Here is an 18,661-nt window from a genome sequence, read left to right as displayed (position 1 = left end):
TGGAATGGAGTGTTCCGCGGGGTACCCCTGGCAGGGCGTATGCGCGCGGCCCCCGGCCCGCGGCCCGCCGGGCCGGACCGCCGGCCGGGCCCGCGCGCCCCACCGACGGCAGGAGCGCCCCATGACCACAGGCTGGAACCCCCGACCGCCGCAGCCCGGAGACCCGGAGCAGCCCGGACATCCCGCGGCCGAACACCTCCCGGAGCTCGACGTCCCGCCGCCGGGCCGCCAGCGGCGCTGGACGGTACTGCTCCGCTTCCTCCTGCTCCTGCCGCAGTTCATCGCCACGGCCGTCCTCGGCATCGCCGCCTTCTTCGTGACGATCGTCGGCTGGTTCGCCGCGCTGTTCACGGGCCGGCTCCCGGCCGGCGTCGCGGACTTCCTCGGCGGGTACCTGGCGTACGAGACCCGCGTGGCCGGGAGCGCGATGCTGCTGGTGGACCGGTACCCGCCCTTCTCCTTCGACGGGCAGGGGCACCCCGTGCGGATCGAACTGCGCCCGGGCGAACTGAACCGGCTGGCGGTGCTGTTCCGGTTCGTCCTGATGATTCCGGCGGCCATCGTGACCAGCATCCTGCAGTACGGCCTGGCCGTCGTCTGCTGGGTGTTCTGGCTGATCACGCTGGTGCTGGGGCGCATGCCCGAACCCGTCTTCGGCGCCGTCGCGGCGGTACTGCGGTTCCGCATGCGCTACCAGGCGTACACGATGATGCTGACCTCCGCCTATCCCAAGCGCCTCTTCGGCGACGGGCCGCCGGCCGGGCAGCCCCTCACCCCCGCGCCGGCGGCCGTGCCCTCCGGCACCCGCCCGCTGCTCCTCGGTACGCCGGCCAAGGCGCTGGTCGTCCTCCTCCTCGTGCTCGGCGTCCTCGGCGCGGGCGCGTCCCAGACCGTCCAGATCCGGCAGGAACGCTGGGGACCCGTCGACGGGACCGAGACCGGAGCCGGAGTCGGAAGCGCATCAATCCGGACAAGGTGAGTGGCCTCCAGGTGTACGGGGGGTGCGCAGCAGCAGGTCAGCGCACCGGTCCGGGCGGTGGACAGGATGATCACCCGCTGTTTCCACCCGGACACGGAGCGAGCGCACCCCCGCTGAGCTGCCCGAACACCCCTTCGTTCTCCGATATTCGAACACGGTGTCCGTAAACAGGTCATCGACATGCGTTCCACCTTCACATCCGACAGACTCGGCCACATCGAAGCGCGACAACGTAACCAAATGCCGCGCTAAACCTTCGTATCGAAAGCGAGTCCTGTCGTGCGCTACCGCTTCGCTGCTGTCCCTGCCGCCGCTCTCCTGTGCCTGGCCGGCGCGACCGGCATGGCGGAGGCAAAGCCCACCAGCCTGTACGCCCCGTCCGCCATGGTCTTCGCCGTCTCCCAGGGCGACGACACCGCCGGCGCCACGGTCCTGCGCGCCGCCACCCTCAGCTGTATGCCCACCGCCCAGGGCACGCACCCCGACCCGAAGGCCGCCTGTACGGCCCTGAACTCCACCGGCGGCACCTTCGACCGCCTCCTCGCGGCCCCCGACACCAACCGCGCCTGCCCGATGCTCTACTCCCCGGTGACCGTGACCGCGGACGGCGTCTGGCAGGGCAGCAGGGTCTCCTGGAAGCACACCTTCTCCAACGCCTGCGCGATGTCCGCGACCCTCAACGGCAACGCCGTCTTCGCGTTCTGACCCCGTCCGCGCAGACGGCCGTCGACCCCCTTCCGGGCCTCCGGGAGGGGGTCGACGTGTGGAAGGGCCGAAGGGCCGCCTCAGTTGTTGGAGCCGACCGTGTTGTCGTGGCCCGCGTTGAAGACGTCGTCGCCGGCGGACTGGAGCCAGTTGCCGAAGACGAGGGTGTACGACGGCTCGGGCTGGAAGTTCACGTTCACATCGGCGCTCGCGGCCGTGGCGGTGCCGAAGACGATGGCGCCGGCGACGAGGGCGGTCAGCAGGGAACGCATGGGGGAGCACCTTTCAGCTGAAGATCGGAACCCGGCCCAAGCTAGGGTCCGCACCCGTCCGCCGGTTCCTTGCGTCCCGGTGTGTCCTGATCCTCAGCCGTTTGGCCTGCGGAACCCGGCGGCCGGCCCGGCGGAAGGCCGCGCGGGCCGTTCAGCGGGCGTGGGCGAGTTCCAGGAAGCGGTGCAGGTCGTACGCGGCTTCGAGCGCGCACAGGCTGGTGGCCGCGAGCAGCGCCGCGGCGGCGGCCAGGAGCAGGGGCCGGCTTCTCGGCGGAGGAACGAGGAGCGCGGCGACCCGGCGGGGGACCATGCCGGGCCCGGGGCGGCGGCCGAGGATGCCGAGGGCGGCGCCGGGGAGGCGGCGCGGGCTCCGGCTGCGCTTGGCGGCGAGGGCGGCCCGGGCGACGGTCTCGGCGACGGCGCGGCGGTTGCCGGTGTGCCGGGCGGCGTGCTCGTCGGCCCAGCGCTCGACCGTGTAGGCCACCGCGCCGGCCAGGGGCCGCAGGAGGGGATTGGCCGCGGCGGCCAGCTGCGTGAGGGAGACGAACGCGTAGTGGTGGTGGCGCAGGTGGGCGCGCTCGTGGCTGAGGAGGATCTCGTGCCCGGCCGGGTCCAGGGCGTCGAGCATGCCGTGGGTGATGACGATCCGTCCGGGCAGGCCGGGCACGGTGTAGGCCTCCGCACCGGGGTCGTCGGTGACGACGACGGGGCCGGGGCCGGGCAGGCAGGCGGCTTCCAGGGCGGCGGACCACAGGGCGCCGGCCCGCCGCGCTGCCAGCCGGACGGCGGCCGGTACCGCGAGGGCGAGCAGGACGGCGCCCGCGAGCGCGGCGGGCCACGCGGCCGGGTCCTGCCGGGCGATCACCTCGGGCGCGTAGCCCTTGAGCGCGTCCACGAGCGGGATCCGCACCAGGCCGGCCAGCGCGAGCAGGCCCAGCACCAGGGTGCTGGAGGCGGCCAGCAGCAGGCCGGCCGCGGTCAGCAGCCAGGTCGCCAGACGGGGCTCCAGCCGGCGGGCCAGCGGTTCGGCGCTGAGCCCCGCCAGGGCGGGGAAGAGCAGGGGGAGGTACACGGCCAGGTGCATCGCCGGGGAGGCTCCCTATCCCTCGGTGCCCAGCAGGCGGCGCAGCAGGTCCTCGTCGGCGTCGGACAGCTCGTCGACGAACCGGGTGAGGACCGAGGCGCGGTCGCCGCTGCCCTCCATGACCCGGCGCATCTGCCGGGCGGTGAGCCCGGGCTCGTCGGTGACCGGCGCGTAGGCGAAGCTGCGCCCGTGCGGGGAGCGGGCCAGGACGCCGCGCGCGTGCAGCCGGGCCAGGGTGGTGGCGACCGTGGTGTGGGCGGGGGAGCCGGTGAGGCGGCCGGCCACCTCGCCCGGGGTGAGGGCGCGGCCCGCGCCGTGCAGCAGGGCGATGACCTCGTTCTCCAGGGCCCCGTTCGCCCGCCGTCCGCCACTGCCCCGGCCCGGCGGCTCCTCGCTCGTTCCCACCGTCGGCCTCCTCGCGTCCGTCGTCCGCGGTCCAGAGTAACTTCTATTCGCGAATAGAAGTTACTCTGTGCGTCGCGTGCGTCCGAACGGGACGCCCGATGCCCGTTCGACCAATCGAAGGTGAAGGCACGTGAGCGCGATCAGTGTGGGGCAGGCCGTGGTCCTGGGCGTCGTGGAAGGGGTGACGGAGTTCCTGCCGGTCTCCTCCACCGGCCACCTCAAGATCACCGAAGGGCTGATGGGCATTCCCGTCGGCGACAAGTCCGTCGTCGCCTTCACCGCCGTGATCCAGGTCGGGGCCATCGCGGCGGTCCTGACGTACTTCTCCAAGGACATCGCGCGCATCGTCACCGCCTGGGGGCGGGGCCTGGCCAACCGCGAGGAGCGCTACCACCACGACTACAAGTTCGCCTGGTGGGTCATCTACGCCACCCTCCCGATCGTCGTCGTCGGCCTCGCGGCCAAGCCCCTGATCGAGGGGACGCTCGCCTCCCTGTGGGTCGTCGCCGGATCGCTCATCGTCGGCAGCGGGCTGATGTGGGCGGCCGACCAGATGGGCCGCCACAAGCGCGGCGAGGACGACACCTCCCTCAAGGACGCCATGCTCGTCGGCTCCTCGCAGATCCTCGCCCTGCTCTTCCCCGGCTTCTCCCGCTCCGGCGCCACCATGTCCACCGGCCTCATCCTGGACCTGGAGCGCGTCGCGGCCACCCGCCTGTCGTTCTTCCTGGGCATCCCGGCGCTGACGGGCGCGGGCCTGTACGAGCTCAAGGACGCCCTCGGCGCCGGCGTGGACACCCTTCCGCTGATCGTCGGCACCGTCGTCTCGTTCGGTGTCGCCTACGCCTCGATCGCCTGGCTGCTGAAGTTCGTCGCCAAGCACTCCTTCAACGCCTTCGTCGCCTACCGGATCGTCGTCGGCGTGCTCCTCTTCGGACTCCTGGGCACCGGCGTCCTCCACGCCTGACCCCTCCCCACACCCCCGACCGCCCCCGGCCGCCTCAGCGGCCGGGGGCGGCCGTCGTGGCGGAGGCCACCCGACCCGCCCGTCGGAGCGCCTAGTTCCGCAACGCCGGTGCTTCCGGGATGATGTGGCCTCGTCATCCCCGGCGGAAAGGATCGGAACATGGCCACCGTGTGGTCAGGTCAGGGCGCATTCCGTCGCAAGCCGATCGAGCACATCGAGGACCCGGAAGGCGCCCCCAGCGAACGCCTCACCCGCACCCTCGGCCTGTGGCAGCTCACGGCCATCGGAGTCGGCGGAATCATCGGCGCGGGCATCTTCACGCTCGCCGGAACGGTCGCCAACGGCGTCGCGGGGCCGGCGGTGCTCATCTCCTTCCTCATCGCCGGCGTGGCCAGCGCCGCGGCGGCCTTCTCCTACGCGGAGTTCGCCGGCCTGATCCCCAAGGCCGGCTCCGCCTACACCTACGGCTACGCCGTCCTCGGCGAGGTGGCCGGCTGGTTCATCGGATGGGACCTGCTGCTGGAGTACACGGCCATCGTGGCGGTCGTCGCCATCGGCATCTCCGGGTACTTCAACTTCCTCCTGGAGGAGACGGGCGCCTCCCTGCCCACCTGGATGCTCGGCGCCCCGGGCACCGGCGAAGGGCACCGCTTCGACCTCATCGCGGCCGTCCTGTGCCTGTTCACCGCCTACCTGCTCACCCTGGGCATCAAGAACGCGGCCCGCTTCGAGACCATCGTGGTCGGGCTCAAGGTGCTGGTGGTGCTGCTGGTCATCATCGTCGGCTTCTTCCACATCAAGACCGACAACTACACGCCCTTCTTCCCCTTCGGCGTGGGCGGCGCCTTCACCGGAGCGGCCACCGTCTTCTTCGCGGTCTTCGGATACGACGCGATGAGCACGGCGGCGGAGGAGTCCAAGGACGCGCAGCGGCACATGCCCCGGGCGATCATGTACTCCCTCGCCATCGCCATGGTGCTGTACGTCCTCGCCTGCCTGGTCCTGACCGGCATGCAGAAGTACACCGACATCGACCCGGAGAGCGGCTTCTCCAGCGCCTTCAAGGCGGCCGGGCTGCCCGTCGTCGCCGACATCATCGCCGTCGGCGCGATCATCGGCATCCTCACGGTGATGTTCACCTTCATGCTCGGCGTGACCCGCGTGTGGTTCTCCATGAGCCGTGACGGCCTGCTGCCGCGCTGGTTCGCCAAGACGCACCCCACCCGGCACGTCCCCACCCGCGTCACCTGGATCGTGGGCGTGGCCTCCGCCGCCATCGCCGGTTTCGTACCGATCGGGGAGGCGGCGGAACTCACCAACATCGGCATCCTGCTCGCCTTCGCGGTCGTGTGCACCTCGGTCATCGTGCTCCGCTACCGGCGCCCCGACCTGCCGCGCACCTTCCGCACCCCGATGATGCCGGTCCTGCCCGCGGTCGGCGTCATCGCCTCCATCTGGCTCATCACCTACCTGCGCGTGGAGACCTGGATCCGGTTCGTGGTCTGGTTCCTCATCGGCCTGGCCATCTACTTCGGCTACTCCTACCGCAACTCCCGGCTGGCGCGGCCCGCCCAGGGCACGCCTGGGAGCGGCGGCCTCCCCGAGTAGGGGGGCCGGCCCCGGCCCCGGGCGGGCGGCGGGTCAGAGGTCGATGGAGCGGTACTCGTCCAGCACGGCGAAGCCGGTGCTGTCGTACAGGCCCATCGCGACCTCGTTGCCGCCGAAGACGTTGAACATCAGCGCCCCGTCGCCGCCCTGCCGGGCCGCCCACTCGCCGACCGCCATGGCGGCCCGGCCGTGGCCCTTGCCGCGGTGCTCCTCGTGCACTTCCAGGGAGAACCCGAAGGTGACGCCCGGCAGGTAGCCGTGGTTGACCCAGCCGGTGCCGATCACCACACCGCCGGCCTCCATGGCGTAGAAGGCGTGCCCCGGCGTCCGGTAACCCTGGGGGAGCTGCTCGGCGAAGTCCCGGTCGGACTTCTCCTGTGCCTGCTGCGGCGTCAGCGCCCCGGCCCGGACGATGTCCGCGACGTACGAGGCCTCCTCGCGGGCCAGCCAGTCCGCGTACTCCTCCTCGCGGAGCCGGCGGACCGTCAGCCCCGGCGGCAGGGCGGGGCGCTCGGCCACCGCACGCATCCGGATCTGGCCCCGTACGGGGTAGTGGGCGAAGGCCCCCGCCCCCGCGTCGGCCCCCGCCCCCGCGTCGGCCCCCGCTCCGCCGGGGAGCCGGACGCGCACGCTCCGGGCCCCCTGCTCCGCGCACCACCGCTCGGCCCATGCACGGCCGCCCGGTACCGTCAGGTCGTGGATCCGGCCCAGGGCCACCCCGTTGTCCTCGGCCACCTCGACGGCGATCCACCCCGCGCCGTCCGTGGCGAGCGTCCAGCCGTCGATCCCCTGCACGGCCCGCTCCCGCAGGGCCAGCGCCAGGGGCTCCGAGCACCCCGCCTCCCGGTAGGCGGCCAGCAGCCGCTCCTCGAACCCGCTCCGCCACGCGCCCTGTTCGGCGACGATCTGTATCCCCGTCATGCACTCAGCCTAGCCAGGGCCACTGACAGCGCCCGAGCCCCGCCCGTTCGCCCGGTGGCGCGCGGGCCCGGCGGACGTGGTCGACGGCCCCGTCCGGAGGTCTTGCCCTCCGGACGGGACCGTCGCGGCGGCCCTGGGGCCGCGGGGTGGATCAGGTGTTGATGCAGGTGTTGCCGGCCGCCGGGTTGACCAGGCCGATCACGTTGATGCTGTTGCCGCACACGTTGATCGGGATGTGGATCGGCACCTGGACGACGTTCCCGGACAGCACGCCCGGGGAGCCGATGGCGGCACCGCTGGCGTTGGCGTCGGCGACGGCGGAACCCGTGGCGCCGAGGATGCCGACGGCGGCCAGCACGGTGGCGGCGAACGCAGTTCGAATACGCATGTCACTCCAAAGTCGATGACGGACGTCGAAGCAGGATCACACCGCCTGCGCGGGCCACTTCCCGGGCATTCACCCCACCAACGGCGTGTCACGCCCCCGGCGGCCGGACGCCGCTCCCGGGGTGCCCGGCCCGTACAGTTCTGCACGGAAACGGCCGTTCGACGGGGGTGGGTTGGTGGAAGCGCTGAGACCCGGGGATCCGCTCGGCATCGGGGGGTACCGGCTGCTCGCCCGCCTCGGCGAGGGCGGCATGGGGGAGGTGTTCCTCGCCCGGACCGCCTCGGGCCGGGCCCTGGCCCTGAAGACCGTGCACCGGGACCTGGGCCGGGAGCCGGGCTTCGCCGAACGCTTCGACCGGGAGATCCGCACCAACGACCGCGTGCGTTCCCCCTGGACGGTCTCCGTCGTGGACTTCAGCCCGGCCGGCTCCGCGCCGCAGTGGCTGGCCACCGAGTACGTCCCCGCGCCCTCGCTGGCCGACTGGGTGCGCCGCTGCGGCCCCCTGCCGGAACCGGCCGTACGGTCCCTGGCCCGGGAGCTGGCGGCCGCACTGGCCGCCGTACGCACGGCGGGCGTGGTCCACCGGGACATCAAGCCGGCCAACGTCCTGCTGGGCCCGGAGCGGCCGTTCCTCATCGACTTCGGCATCGCCCGGGCCGTCCGGGACCCGCGCCGCACGCGGACGGGCGCGGTCATCGGCAGCCCCGGCTACCTCTCGCCCGAACAGGCCGTCGGCGGCACGGCCGGGCATCCGGCGGACGTCTTCTCCCTCGCCGCCGTCCTCGTGTACGCGGCCACCGGGCGCGGCCCCTTCCTTGACCACGGCGAGGAGGCGAGCCTCCCGGCCCTCCTGTACCGCATCGTCCACGACGAGCCCCGCCTGGACGGAGTGCCGGGGACGCTCCTCCCGCTGCTGCGGGACTGTCTGGCCAAGGAGCCGGACCTGCGCCCCACCGCCGAGGAGGTACGGGCCCGGCTGGGGCCCGCCGGCGAGGAGGAGTGGCCCGGGGCGATCCCGCCTGCCCTCCGGGCCGACACGGCCCGCCGGCGGGCGCGACTGCGCGCACTGCTCACCGCATCCCCGGCGGAGCCGGATCCGGCCCCGGCTCCGGCCCCGGCTCCGGCCCCGGCTCCGGACCCCGCTCCCGCACCCCGGCCCGCCGCCTCCCGGGCTCCCCTGCGCGGGCGTCTGCTGCTGGGCGCCGCCGGAGCGGTCGTCGTCGCGGCGGTCGCCGCCCTGCTGTCCGGCCAACTCCGGGGCGGGGGCGGCGAGGAGAACGGGGGAGGGGCCGCGAAGCCCACCCCGTCCCCGGCAGCCGCATCCGCCCTGCCCGCCGCATGGGTCGGCACCTGGACCGGCCTCGGACCCGGCACTCCCGATGCCGACGGCATCACCCGTGCCCGCACCGGTGACTTCACCGTCACCGTGACACTCCAGGCAGGCGCGGTAGGGGAGTTGACGGGCCGGCAGATCAGCAGTGTGCGAGAGGTCTCCAGCGGCCGGGACCTCGGCTGCACGGAGGCCCTGGAACTGCGCCAACTGCGCGGCTCCACCGCCTACCTGGCCGCAGCCACCAGCCACCCCACCGACCGCACCGCCACCTTCGACTGCCCCCGGGGCAACCTCTACGTGGTCACCATGACGGCCCCCGACACCCTGACCATCGAACGGGAAGGCGCCCAGTCCGCCGGCGCCCCCTCGACCCTGACCCGGACCCACTGAAGTCCGGCGCGCCGACGGCTAAATGGCCGCGGGCGCCGGTGTCGGCGTCGGCGGCGGGCCCGGGCGGGTGAGGGTCAGCAGGGCGTCGACCAGGTCCTCGGCCGGGGCGCCGGTGGCCAGGCGGCGCAGTTGCTGTCCGAAGACCAGCGCGACGGCCGCCCCCGCCAGGCGCTCGGGATCCGGTACCCCGAGACGGGTCAACACCCTTGTGGCCAGCCGGTCGTAGGCGGCGAAGCACTCGGCGGCGGCGGTGCGCAGCCGCTCGTCACGGCCGGCCTGGACGTACAGCTCGAACGGTGCGATGTGACGGCTGTCGAAGGCGTCGCCGCCCGCGACGCTCGCCACCACCCCGGCCGCCTGCCCGATGTCGGAGAACTCCTCGGTGCACGCGTCGGCGAGCTCCGTGAAGTGCCGGGTCTCCTCCGCCACGAAGTGCAGCAGGCTGGTCCGCAACAGCTCGTGCTGGGTGGCGAAGTGGTAGGTGACGGAGCCGAGGGAAACCCCTGCCTCCCGGGCGATCCGCCGGTTGGTGACGGCGGCGATGCCGTCCTGCCCGATGATCCGCAGCACGGCGTCGACGATGCTCTGGCGGGTGTCGGAAGCGGGGGGCATTCCGCCATTCTGCCCCATCAGCCCGCACGCCCGTACTCCCCTGACAGGCAAGGGAGTTGGCGGCCATGGTGTGGACAAGGGGCGGCCCGGTCCCTACTGTTCGTTCGAACGAACAGTAGGGACCGAACAGTAGGGACCGCCTCCGTACGGGAGTCATCGTGGACCTTTCCGGATCGAACGTCCTCCTCACCGGCGCCACCGGCGGCATCGGCGCCGCCCTGGCGGCCCGCCTGACGGCCCAGGGGGCCCGGCTCACGCTCACCGGGCGCCGCGAGCAGGCCCTCAAGGCCGCCGCCGACGCCTACGGCGCCCGTACCGTGGTCGCCGATCTCGCCGACCGTTCCGACGTCCTGCGGCTCGCCGAGAGCTGCGCCGGCACGGACGTCCTCGTCGCCAACGCCGCCCTGCCCGCCAGCGGTGAACTCCTCGACTACTCGCAGGAGCAGCTCGACCGCGCCCTCGACGTCAACCTCCGCGCCCCGGTGCTGCTGTCGCGGCTGCTCGCCGCCCACATGACGGCCCGGGGCCGCGGCCACATCGTGCTGGTCGGCTCCCTCTCCGGCAAGGCGGCGACCGGGTCGACCTCCCTGTACAACGCGACGAAGTTCGGGCTGCGCGGGTTCGCCCTCGCCCTGCGGCAGGAACTGCGGGGCACCGGCGTGGGGGTCTCCCTCGTCCAGCCCGGCTTCGTCCGTGACGCGGGCATGTTCGCCGCGACGGGCGCGACCCCGCCCAGCGGTATCAGGACCGTCAGCCCGCGGCAGGTCGCCGACGGCGTCGTACGGGCCGTCCGCCGCGACCGGTGCGAGGTCAACGTGGCACCGCTGGAGCTGCGGTTGCTCAGCGCGGTCGCCGGGCAGTTCCCCGGCTTCGCCGAGCGGATCCAGGCGCGCGCGGGCCTCGACGGCTCCGTACGGCAGATCGTCGAGGCCCAGCGCTCACACCGCTAGATCACCGCGAACTCAGGGAAAACACCGGCAACACCGGTGATCTGATGCGGTCGTTGTCTCCGGGCATGCGTGTGTCCATTCTCTCGTTCATTCGACTGCGGTCGTCGGGAGACGAGGCCCGGACCGGACGGGGGCGCGACGGAACCGTGACGCTGCGCGTTTTCCCTTTTCGGCGCGGTGCGGCCCTGTCAGGCTCGGCATTACCATTCCCGGGCGGCCCGCCCGGGTGTCTCTAATTGGCCCGGCTATAGCGGGCGGTACCCGTCCAGATGCGTTCGAGCCGGACGCGGGTGCCAGGTCGGGGAGCGTGCCAGATCTGGTCGTGGCCCGCGTAGATGCCGACGTGGCTCATGGTTCCCCCGGTGGGGAAGAAGACCAGATCTCCTGGCGCGCGTTCGGTGCGCGAGATGTGGTCGGTGCTCTCGTACTGGGCTTCCGCGGTGCGGGGGAGGGCCCGGCCGGCCTGGCGGAAGGCGTAGAGCGTGAGGCCCGAGCAGTCGAATTCACCGGGCCCGGTGGCGCCGTAGACGTAGGGGGCGCCCTTCTTGGAGGCTGCGACGGCGACGGCCTTTATGCCGTAGAGGGAGGCGGCCTGGGCGGGGGGCGCGGGTGTGAACAGTACGGCGGTTACGGAGACTACGAGGAACAGGGCCGGAGAGCGGTGGCTCTCCCGGCGTTTCTTTGTTTGGGGCAATCGTGATACCTGCGCATTCAAATACAGGAACAACCCGTGATGGTGACTGTTCTCGGTGACTGCGTTACGGCTCCCGACGACGGCCCATTTTGCACGAGATGTTCTGGCGCGAGGTGTCGGACACGGCTTGGAATATCTCGGTTGGGCAAAGCGAACCGAGATGATATGCCTTCACTTTGTCGGACCATTCCGCCGTCCGGCCCGCCGCGCGGGCCGTGGGACCGGCCGGAAACGAAGAAGCGGCCCACTCGGGCCGCTCGATGTCCCCCGCTCCTCGCCCCCCTGCCTCCTCGTCCCCCCGTCTCCCCTTCCCCCGCGCCCGGTTCCTCCCGTCCCGGGTCTCCCCGCCCCCGCCCCCGCCCCCGGCCCTCACGGCCGGGGGCGGGAGGCCGGACGTCCCTTCCGGTGGGCCGACAGGTACTCCCGGAACACCCGCGCGGAGCGCGGGTTCTCGCCGCACTGCCACACGCCGTGCGGGCAGTAGTCGGTGATGCTGTGGTACAGCGGCCGGTGTTGGGAGATCCACGCCAGCATCCGCCGCATGTACTCCGGGTTGTCGCCGTTGCGGAAGAGCCCCCACTCCGGGTACGAGATCCGCTTGTGGTGCGCCTTCGCGAACTCGACGTGCTGCCGGAGCCCGTAGGGCTGGTCGACCATCTCGTCGAAGGAGTCGCCGGGAGGCTGGTCGTAGGAGTCCATGCCCACGATGTCGACCACGTCGTCCCCGGGATAGCACGCGGTCCACCCGATCGCGTCCGGGCCGCGGTTGGGGGCGAAGTCGAAGCGGAACCGCTGCCCCTCGGCGGAGCGCATGGCGGCCACGATGCGCCGCCAGTACCGCTTCCAGTTCTCGGGGTCGGGCCGGCACCGGTGGGTGTAGTTGAAGCCGTTCATCTCCCAGCCCAGCACGATCACGGTGTCCGGCACCCCGAGGCCGACCAGGCGCTTGCCCAGCTGCCGGAAGTGGTGGTCGTACGCGCCCTCCGCGCCCGAGCGGATCAGCTCGGCGACCCGGTCGTCGGGGACGTCGGCCTCATTGCCCTCGAACATGGGCACGTTCAGGACGAACAGCCTGTCGCGCCTCTCCTTGCGCCACCGCGCCCAGCTGCGCAGGGACTCGGGGGCCCCCTCGATGTTGGCCCAGGTGTCGCCCGGCAGGTAGGTGTGTCCGGCGCGCAGCTCGGCCCCGCCGAGCCAGCGCGAGAGCCCCCGCATCCGGTCGACGCCGGGCGAGCCGTAGTGGAGGTAGGCGCCCACCGCGACGCCCGAACCGCCGCCGCCCCCGGCGGCCGGGTGCGGGGCGGCGGCGACACCGCCCCCCGCCCCCCGGCGCGGAGCCGGGGCCACGCCGCCGCCGGCGGCCAGCACGCTGACAGCGACCAGACCGACGCAGGCGCCGGCCATCCACCGCCCTGTACGGGACACGGTCGCCTCCATGGGCCTCGGGAACCGATGCGCTTGCCAGTGACGGTAGACACTCGTTCCGCACCCGGCCTGTCCGGTGCCCCGATCCTGCGCCATTCGCGGGAGCGGAACCGCCGCCGCTTGGCCCGACCGGGCGAAATCGGGCACCCCCGCCGCCACGGACACGCCGCCGGTGCGCCCCTTCGGGTGACCCGCGTCCGCGACCGGAACCGGACGGGACGTCGCCCCCTCCCCTTCGGCATGAACGCGAATGTGATCACGATCGAGATCCGGGGCCTGGAGCCCGCGGCCCTCAAGGCGGCGGAGCGGATCTCGGCCCTGTTCCCCACGAGCGGTGCCGGACCGGCCCGGCGGACGGGGGGTGAGGCCGAGGTACTCGTCACGATCCGCGCCGACCTCGGCCCCACCCCTTCCGACGACGGCTATACGGACACCTGCGCCTGACCGGCGTCTCCACAGCCGGCTCGGTGGCGGCCCTCGGGCGACCTTCCCGCTCCCGTCACGCCCGCGCGGAGTGGGAGCGCGTGTTCGTGGTCGTGCGCCCGGCGCGTACCACCGGTGGGTCCGACCGCAGGGCTGTCGGTCCCGTCGGCACGGGCCCCACACCGCCGGGGCGATTGTCACTCTATTCCCGCTAAGGGATGGCTGGCGTAGGTTCGTCGATCTTCGCGTGCTTATGCTTCACCCGCTATGACGGAAAGCCACCCATCCCGCGCCTTATGCGCGTCAGCCGACGTGGTCGTCCTCGGTGCCGGTCCGGCCGGGCTCGTCCTCGGAAACCTCCTGCTCAGCGCCGGGATCGACTGCGTGGTCCTGGAACGCGCCTCCCGTTCCCGCCTCCACGACCGCGCCCGCGCGGGGTTCCTCGCCCCCAGCACCGCACGCATCCTCGAACGCCACGGCCTCGCCGACGGCCTGCACCGCCACGGCCGCCGGCACGGCACCTGCGAATTCCGCACCCGGGAGGGCCGGTTCCGGCTCGACTACGGTGCCCTCGGCGGCGGACCGCACCACGTCTACCCCCAGCAGCACCTGGTCACCGATCTCCTCGCCCACTACCTCGACCGCGGCGGACGGATCCGCTTCGACACCGAGGCGCACGCCGTGCACGACGCCGACGGCACCCGGCCGTCCGTCACGGCGTCCGAACCCGACGGCCGGCCCACCCGGTGGACGGCCCGCTACGTCGCCGGCTGCGACGGGCGGTACGGGGCGGCCCGCCGCTCCCTGCCCGCCGGCACCGTCCGCCACCACCACGACCACGGCGTGACCTGGCTCGGCCTCCTCGCCCAGGCCCCGCCGAGTCTCGACGCCGTCGGCTACGCCCTCCACGACCGCGGCTTCGCCGGGCACATGGCCCGTACCGCGGAGGTGACCCGCTACTACCTCCAGTGGCAGCGCGGCACCCCCGCCGACGCCTGGTCCGACCAGCGGATCTGGGGCGAGCTCGACCTGCGGATGGGCGCCGCCGAGCACGGGCCCCTGCACCGGGGCGCCCTCCTGGAACGCGGGCTGTTCGACCTGACCTGCGATGTGATCGAGCCCCTGCGGCACGGCTCGCTCTTCCTGGCCGGCGACGCGGCCGGCCTCCTCGCCCCGGCGGCCGCCAAGGGCGCGAACCTCGCCGTCCTCGAAGCCGAGGTCCTCGCCGAGGCGCTCACCGACGCCCTCACCCGCGGCGACACCGCCGGCCTCGACGGCTATTCGGACCGGTGCCTGGCACACCTCTGGAGGGCGCAGGAGTTCACCGGGTGGATGACCCGCCTCCTGCACTCCGCCCCCGAGCCCGAAGGCGCCGGAGGATCGTTCTTCCAGGCCGGCCTGCGCCGCTCCCGGATCGCCTCGCTGCGGACCTCGCGCATCCACCAGGACTGGTTCGCCGAGAACTACGTCGGCGTCTGACCCCTCCCCCCTTCTCCCACCCCCTCCCTGCCCCGCGCGGCATCGGCCTGCGCCGCGCCGCCCTGCCCTGCCTGCCCGCACCAGTCACGCTCACCGCTTACCGCTCACCACCGGCTCCTGAGGACACCCCCACGATGACGATGACGCTCCTCGACGAAACGATGCTGCGGGACGACACCGCCCGCCTGCGCGCGGCGGCCGCGTTCGTCCGCGAGCACGACAGCGCCTCCCTGCTCCCCCTCCTCCTGCCCGGCATCGACGGGCCGGACCTGCGGGCGCTGGCCGGACACTGCCGTTTCGCCCACGCCGGAACGCTTCTCTTCCCGCCGGACGAGGAGAGCCTGCGCGCCCAACTCGCCGACTGCGGACTGGCGGTGGACACGCCGCCCCAGCCCAGCGTCGTCGTCCGCGAACGCCTCGCCCGGCGCCACCGGCGCGAGCCGGCCGAACTCGACGTCCGGATCCTGCGCCCGCAGGTGCGCGGCGCCGCCGGGGAACGCCGCGCGGTCGAGGTCTTCGCCCTGACCGTGCCCCCGCACTCGGACCTGGAGCGGATCGCCGCCCACGAACGGGCCCGGGGCCACGAGGAGCACCTCGCCTTCGAGGTCGACCACCCGGACCCGCTGGTCCTGCGCGGCCTGTGCGCGATCCTCGCCCGCCACGGAGCGCACCCCGACGGCGGCGGCTACAACCCGCACGAGGACGGCACCGTCTTCTACTTCACCACCCCGGCGGACGAGGCCTACGGCTACCGGCGGCTGGAGCTCTACGCGCACGGCGACCACCGCGACGCCCTCGCCGCCCACCTCGACGACCACCCCGGCCGGCACCCCCGCCCTGCCACCCGCCCGCCCGCCGAAACGCTCCTCCACCTGCTCACCGGTGCCTGGAGCACCCAGGCCCTCGCCTCCTTCGCCCGGCTGCGGCTGCCCGACGCCATGGACACCGGCACCGCGCACCGCCCCGAGGACCTCGCCCGCCGGACCGGCACCCACCCCCGCGGCCTGGCCACCCTCCTGCGCTTCCTCGCGGTGCTCGGCGCGGTCACCCCGGAGGAGCGCCCCGAGGAAGGATTCCGCCTCACAGCGCTCGGGGCCCTGCTGCGCGAGGACGCACCCGCCTCCATGCGCCCGCTGGCCCTGATGTACGGAGGCCCGTTCTACCGTTCCTTCGGGGCGCTCGACCACGCCGTACGGACCGGGCACCCGGCCTTCGACCACCTCTTCGGCGAGAACCACTTCGACCACTTCGCCCGCGACCCCGAACTCGCCGACCTCTTCGACCGCTCCATGGCCGCCAGTTCCCGCATGTTCGAACCGCTCCCCGCCCACCCGGTCCTCACCGCCGCGGCCCGGGCGTCCGCACCCGCAACGGTCGTCGACGTCGCCGGAGGCAACGGGGAACTGCTGCGGCAGGTCCTCACCGCCCACCCGGGCCTGCGCGGCGTCCTCCTCGAACGCCCGCACGCCGTCGCCACCGCCCGCCGCCTGCTCGACGCCGCCGGCTGCGGCACGCGCTGCGGCTACCGCGCCGGCGACTTCGCCGACGTACCGTCAGGAGGCGACGTGTACGTCCTGGCCCGCGTCCTGCACGACTGGGACGACGACCGCTGCCGCGAGATCCTGCGCCACTGCGCCCGCGCGATGCCCGACCACGCCGACCTGCTGATCGTCGAACGCCTCCTGCCCGCCGACGGCTCCCCCTCGCTGGCCACCGCCTGGGACCTGCACATGCTCTGCAACGTGGGCGGCCGCGAACGCCGCGCCGACCACTACGCCCGCCTGCTCGCCGACGCGGGCCTCCACCTGCACGGCCATACCCCGCTGCCGCTGGACGCCCACGTCCTGCACGCCCGCAGGACGCCCGCCCCGGGTCCGGCCGGGGCCTGACCTCGGTCGACAGTTCTGCTTAACACCCTCTCACCAAACGACCACTTCTGCTGATGACGCCGGGCCGCCAGAGTGGAGGGCATGCAAAGGATCTGCGTCATCGGCGGAAGCCGGTACTTCGGAAAGCTCCTGGTCCAGCGGCTGCGGGCGGCCGGCCACCAGGTCACGGTGATCAACCGCGGCTCCGGCCGCCCGCCCGCCGGCGTCGAGCACCTCGTCGCCGACCGCGACGACGAGGCCGCCCTCCTCGCCGCCCTCGGCCCCCGCACCTTCGACGTGGTCGTCGACCAGGTCTGCTACACCCCCGTGCAGGCGGCCATCGCCGCCCGCGTCTTCGCCGGCCGCACCCGCCGGTACGTCATGACCTCCACCATCGAGGTCTACGACCCGGCCACCGCCGCCCTGCCGGCCCTGGCGGCCGGCACCCCGGTGCCGGAGGAGACCGTGGACCCGGCCGCCTGGCCGGTGGACCCGGACCTGCCCTGGCGGGACGGGGCGTACCTGGAGGCCCACTACGCCGAGGGCAAGCGCCAGGCGGAGGCCGTCCTCACCCGGGCCGGCGGCTTCACCTTCGCCTCCGTGCGCAGCGCCCACGTACTCGGCGGCGGCGCCCGGGAGTTCACCGGACGCCTCGCGCACTACACCCGGCGGGTGGCCGGGGGCGAACCGGTCACCGTCCGCCCCGAGGAGCGGCCCACGGTGTTCATCCACTACGCGGAACTCGCGGCCCTGCTGCACTGGGCGGCCACCGAAACGGACTTCGCCGGCCCCCTCAACGCCTGCTCCGACGGCCCGCTCGACGTGCGCGCCCTCACCGCCGCCGTCGCCGCCCAGGCCGGCCGGGAACCGCTGTTCGCGGTGGCCGCCGCGCCCGCGCCGGCGTCACCGTTCTCCTTCGACCGCCACTACGCCATGAGCAACGCCCGCGCGAAGGAACTGGGCTTCGCCTTCTCCCGCACCGCCGACTGGCTCCCGGCCGCCGTCGCCGAAGCCCTCGCCGCACCCACCCCCTGAGGACCCCGCACATGTCGCACCCCACCCCGTACCGCACGCTCGCGCGCACCACCGTCGGCGCCGTCGGCCTGGGCGCCATGCCGCTGTCGATCGAGCACCGACCGGACGAGAGCCGGGCGATCGCCACCGTCCACGCCGCCCTCGACGCCGGCGTCACGCTCGTCGACACCGCCGACAGCTACCACTGGCACGCCGGCGAAGAGGGCCACAACGAACGGCTGATCGCCCGCGCCCTGGCCCGCTACGGAGGCGACACGTCCGGCGTCCTGATCGCCACCAAGGGCGGTCGGGGCCGCCCCGGCGACGGCAGCTGGACCGTCACCGGCACCCCCGGCCACCTCAAGCGCGCCGCCGAGGCCTCCGCGCGGCGGCTGGGCGTCGAGGCGATCGGCCTGTACCAGCTGCACAAGCCGGACCCGGCCGTGCCGTGGGCGGAGTCCGTCGGCGCCCTGCGCGAACTCCTCGACGCCGGAACGATCCGCGCCGCCGGCGTCTCCAACGTCACCACCGACCAGATCCGCGAGGCGCACGCGATCCTCGGCGGCGGCCTCGCCTCCGTCCAGAACCAGTACTCACCCGCCGTCCGCGACAGCGAACCGCAGCTGCGCCTGAGCACCGAACTGGGCCTGGCCTTCCTCCCGTGGAGCCCCCTCGGCGGCATCTCCCGCAGCTCCCTGGACGGCCCCTCCGGCCCGACCTCCGCGGGCACCGCATTCCACCGGGTGGCGGCCGGACACGGCGTCAGCCCGCAGCAGGTCACGCTGGCCTGGCTCCTCGCCCGGTCCCCGTCCGTCATCCCCCTCCCGGGAGCCAGCCGGCCGGCCTCCATCACGGACTCGGCCCGGGCCGCGCACCTGCACCTGACCGACGCGGACCTGTCCCTCCTCGACGCACCCCTGACCCGTCGGCCGGCCTGAGCGGAGCCCCCGCCGGGCAGGTGGACGGCCGAGCACCCGACGGCGAGGCGCACCGGCTCCGCACGACCCCTTCCGCCGCGTCCGGGCGGAGCCGACCGGATTCGAACCGGCGTCCTCACGGTGTTGGAGACCGCGCGCGACGACCCCTGCGCTACGACCCCGCCCTGCCCGCATCCTATGCGGGCCCCCTGCCGCTGCCGGGGCCG

General features: G+C 73.5%; 18 protein-coding genes, 1 tRNA gene and 1 pseudogene. 11 read left to right on the top strand and 9 right to left on the bottom strand.

The window, feature by feature from the left end; all coding sequences use genetic code 11:
- Positions 1 to 121: 121 nt before the first annotated feature.
- A complete protein-coding gene (locus tag ACZ5NJ_RS20540; protein ID WP_468766480.1) occupies positions 122 to 979 on the top strand; it encodes a DUF4389 domain-containing protein in 858 nt (285 codons plus the stop codon).
- Positions 980 to 1,321: 342 nt separating this feature from the next.
- Positions 1,322 to 1,684 carry a subtilase-type protease inhibitor gene (locus ACZ5NJ_RS20535; protein WP_468766479.1) on the top strand — a complete coding sequence of 121 codons (363 nt, stop codon included), beginning with the start codon at positions 1,322 to 1,324 and terminating at the stop codon, positions 1,682 to 1,684.
- Positions 1,685 to 1,764: 80 nt separating this feature from the next.
- Here ACZ5NJ_RS20535 and ACZ5NJ_RS20530 read toward each other — a convergent pair whose 3' ends face one another.
- The 3 genes from ACZ5NJ_RS20530 to ACZ5NJ_RS20520 form a co-directional block, all read right to left on the bottom strand.
- Entirely contained in the window at positions 1,765 to 1,956 is a 192-nt protein-coding gene (locus ACZ5NJ_RS20530; RefSeq protein WP_468766478.1) for a hypothetical protein, read from the bottom strand.
- Between the two features lie 151 nt (positions 1,957 to 2,107).
- The gene (locus tag ACZ5NJ_RS20525; protein WP_468766477.1) at positions 2,108 to 3,040 is read right to left on the bottom strand and encodes a M56 family metallopeptidase; all 933 of its coding nucleotides are present in this window, start codon (positions 3,038 to 3,040) and stop codon (positions 2,108 to 2,110) included.
- A gap of 15 nt (positions 3,041 to 3,055) precedes the next feature.
- Positions 3,056 to 3,445: a BlaI/MecI/CopY family transcriptional regulator gene (locus tag ACZ5NJ_RS20520; protein WP_468766476.1), complete on the bottom strand. Its 390-nt coding sequence runs from the start codon at positions 3,443 to 3,445 to the stop codon at positions 3,056 to 3,058.
- A 130-nt stretch (positions 3,446 to 3,575) separates the two neighbouring features.
- On the opposite strand from ACZ5NJ_RS20520, the gene ACZ5NJ_RS20515 reads away from it, so the two are divergent.
- Positions 3,576 to 4,412 (top strand): undecaprenyl-diphosphate phosphatase, encoded by an 837-nt coding sequence (locus ACZ5NJ_RS20515; protein ID WP_468766475.1) that lies wholly within the window; start codon positions 3,576 to 3,578, stop codon positions 4,410 to 4,412.
- Positions 4,413 to 4,571: 159 nt separating this feature from the next.
- The gene (locus ACZ5NJ_RS20510; protein WP_468766474.1) at positions 4,572 to 6,020 is read left to right on the top strand and encodes an amino acid permease; all 1,449 of its coding nucleotides are present in this window, start codon (positions 4,572 to 4,574) and stop codon (positions 6,018 to 6,020) included.
- 33 nt (positions 6,021 to 6,053) lie between these two features.
- On the opposite strand, the gene ACZ5NJ_RS20505 is transcribed toward ACZ5NJ_RS20510, so the two are convergent.
- Both ACZ5NJ_RS20505 and ACZ5NJ_RS20500 read right to left on the bottom strand, forming a co-directional pair.
- Entirely contained in the window at positions 6,054 to 6,941 is an 888-nt protein-coding gene (locus ACZ5NJ_RS20505; protein ID WP_468766473.1) for a GNAT family N-acetyltransferase, read from the bottom strand.
- Positions 6,942 to 7,092: 151 nt separating this feature from the next.
- Positions 7,093 to 7,329, bottom strand: coding sequence for a chaplin (locus ACZ5NJ_RS20500; protein ID WP_468766472.1), 237 nt, complete (start codon positions 7,327 to 7,329; stop codon positions 7,093 to 7,095).
- Between the two features lie 175 nt (positions 7,330 to 7,504).
- Between ACZ5NJ_RS20500 and ACZ5NJ_RS20495 the strand changes: the two genes are divergently transcribed.
- Positions 7,505 to 9,052, top strand: a complete 1,548-nt coding sequence (locus tag ACZ5NJ_RS20495; RefSeq protein WP_468766471.1) for a serine/threonine-protein kinase — start codon at positions 7,505 to 7,507, stop codon at positions 9,050 to 9,052.
- An 18-nt stretch (positions 9,053 to 9,070) separates the two neighbouring features.
- Here ACZ5NJ_RS20495 and ACZ5NJ_RS20490 read toward each other — a convergent pair whose 3' ends face one another.
- The gene (locus ACZ5NJ_RS20490) at positions 9,071 to 9,664 is read right to left on the bottom strand and encodes a TetR/AcrR family transcriptional regulator (protein WP_468766470.1); all 594 of its coding nucleotides are present in this window, start codon (positions 9,662 to 9,664) and stop codon (positions 9,071 to 9,073) included.
- Between the two features lie 158 nt (positions 9,665 to 9,822).
- Between ACZ5NJ_RS20490 and ACZ5NJ_RS20485 the strand changes: the two genes are divergently transcribed.
- Entirely contained in the window at positions 9,823 to 10,614 is a 792-nt protein-coding gene (locus tag ACZ5NJ_RS20485; RefSeq protein ID WP_468766468.1) for an SDR family NAD(P)-dependent oxidoreductase, read from the top strand.
- A gap of 232 nt (positions 10,615 to 10,846) precedes the next feature.
- Here ACZ5NJ_RS20485 and ACZ5NJ_RS20480 read toward each other — a convergent pair whose 3' ends face one another.
- On the bottom strand, positions 10,847 to 11,308 hold the full coding sequence (locus ACZ5NJ_RS20480) for a C40 family peptidase (protein ID WP_468766467.1): 462 nt from the start codon (positions 11,306 to 11,308) through the stop codon (positions 10,847 to 10,849).
- Between the two features lie 372 nt (positions 11,309 to 11,680).
- A pseudogene (locus tag ACZ5NJ_RS20475) lies at positions 11,681 to 12,745 on the bottom strand (glycoside hydrolase family 26 protein); the annotation flags it as partial.
- A gap of 228 nt (positions 12,746 to 12,973) precedes the next feature.
- On the opposite strand from ACZ5NJ_RS20475, the gene ACZ5NJ_RS20470 reads away from it, so the two are divergent.
- The 5 genes from ACZ5NJ_RS20470 to ACZ5NJ_RS20450 all read left to right on the top strand — a co-directional run bounded on the left by ACZ5NJ_RS20470 (position 12,974) and on the right by ACZ5NJ_RS20450 (position 18,455).
- On the top strand, positions 12,974 to 13,177 hold the full coding sequence (locus tag ACZ5NJ_RS20470) for a hypothetical protein (protein WP_468766466.1): 204 nt from the start codon (positions 12,974 to 12,976) through the stop codon (positions 13,175 to 13,177).
- 291 nt (positions 13,178 to 13,468) lie between these two features.
- Positions 13,469 to 14,635, top strand: coding sequence for a 4-hydroxybenzoate 3-monooxygenase (locus ACZ5NJ_RS20465; RefSeq protein ID WP_468766464.1), 1,167 nt, complete (start codon positions 13,469 to 13,471; stop codon positions 14,633 to 14,635).
- Positions 14,636 to 14,769: 134 nt separating this feature from the next.
- Complete coding sequence (locus tag ACZ5NJ_RS20460; protein WP_468766463.1) at positions 14,770 to 16,524, top strand: methyltransferase; 1,755 nt, start codon at positions 14,770 to 14,772, stop codon at positions 16,522 to 16,524.
- 81 nt (positions 16,525 to 16,605) lie between these two features.
- A complete protein-coding gene (locus ACZ5NJ_RS20455; protein WP_468766461.1) occupies positions 16,606 to 17,538 on the top strand; it encodes an NAD-dependent epimerase/dehydratase family protein in 933 nt (310 codons plus the stop codon).
- Between the two features lie 11 nt (positions 17,539 to 17,549).
- The gene (locus ACZ5NJ_RS20450; protein WP_468766460.1) at positions 17,550 to 18,455 is read left to right on the top strand and encodes an aldo/keto reductase; all 906 of its coding nucleotides are present in this window, start codon (positions 17,550 to 17,552) and stop codon (positions 18,453 to 18,455) included.
- Between the two features lie 86 nt (positions 18,456 to 18,541).
- Here ACZ5NJ_RS20450 and ACZ5NJ_RS20445 read toward each other — a convergent pair.
- Positions 18,542 to 18,616 (bottom strand) — tRNA-Trp (locus tag ACZ5NJ_RS20445).
- Positions 18,617 to 18,661 lie beyond the last annotated feature (45 nt).

The organism is Streptomyces sp. NPDC032091 (assembly GCF_055580265.1).
This window is presented reverse-complemented; position numbering and strand designations above follow the sequence as displayed.

Bases quoted from the DNA above. Each gene is read 5' to 3' on its own strand.
- ACZ5NJ_RS20530 (WP_468766478.1), bottom strand. From the start codon at position 1,956: ATGCGTTCCCTGCTGACCGCCCTCGTCGCCGGCGCCATCGTCTTCGGC.
- ACZ5NJ_RS20455 (WP_468766461.1), top strand. From the start codon at position 16,606: ATGCAAAGGATCTGCGTCATCGGCGGAAGCCGGTACTTCGGAAAGCTC.
- ACZ5NJ_RS20505 (WP_468766473.1), bottom strand. From the start codon at position 6,941: ATGACGGGGATACAGATCGTCGCCGAACAGGGCGCGTGGCGGAGCGGG.
- ACZ5NJ_RS20510 (WP_468766474.1), top strand. From the start codon at position 4,572: ATGGCCACCGTGTGGTCAGGTCAGGGCGCATTCCGTCGCAAGCCGATC.
- ACZ5NJ_RS20540 (WP_468766480.1), top strand. From the start codon at position 122: ATGACCACAGGCTGGAACCCCCGACCGCCGCAGCCCGGAGACCCGGAG.
- ACZ5NJ_RS20535 (WP_468766479.1), top strand. From the start codon at position 1,322: ATGGCGGAGGCAAAGCCCACCAGCCTGTACGCCCCGTCCGCCATGGTC.
- ACZ5NJ_RS20450 (WP_468766460.1), top strand. From the start codon at position 17,550: ATGTCGCACCCCACCCCGTACCGCACGCTCGCGCGCACCACCGTCGGC.
- ACZ5NJ_RS20500 (WP_468766472.1), bottom strand. From the start codon at position 7,329: ATGCGTATTCGAACTGCGTTCGCCGCCACCGTGCTGGCCGCCGTCGGC.
- ACZ5NJ_RS20470 (WP_468766466.1), top strand. From the start codon at position 12,974: ATGAACGCGAATGTGATCACGATCGAGATCCGGGGCCTGGAGCCCGCG.
- ACZ5NJ_RS20460 (WP_468766463.1), top strand. From the start codon at position 14,770: ATGACGATGACGCTCCTCGACGAAACGATGCTGCGGGACGACACCGCC.
- ACZ5NJ_RS20490 (WP_468766470.1), bottom strand. From the start codon at position 9,664: ATGCCCCCCGCTTCCGACACCCGCCAGAGCATCGTCGACGCCGTGCTG.
- ACZ5NJ_RS20525 (WP_468766477.1), bottom strand. From the start codon at position 3,040: ATGCACCTGGCCGTGTACCTCCCCCTGCTCTTCCCCGCCCTGGCGGGG.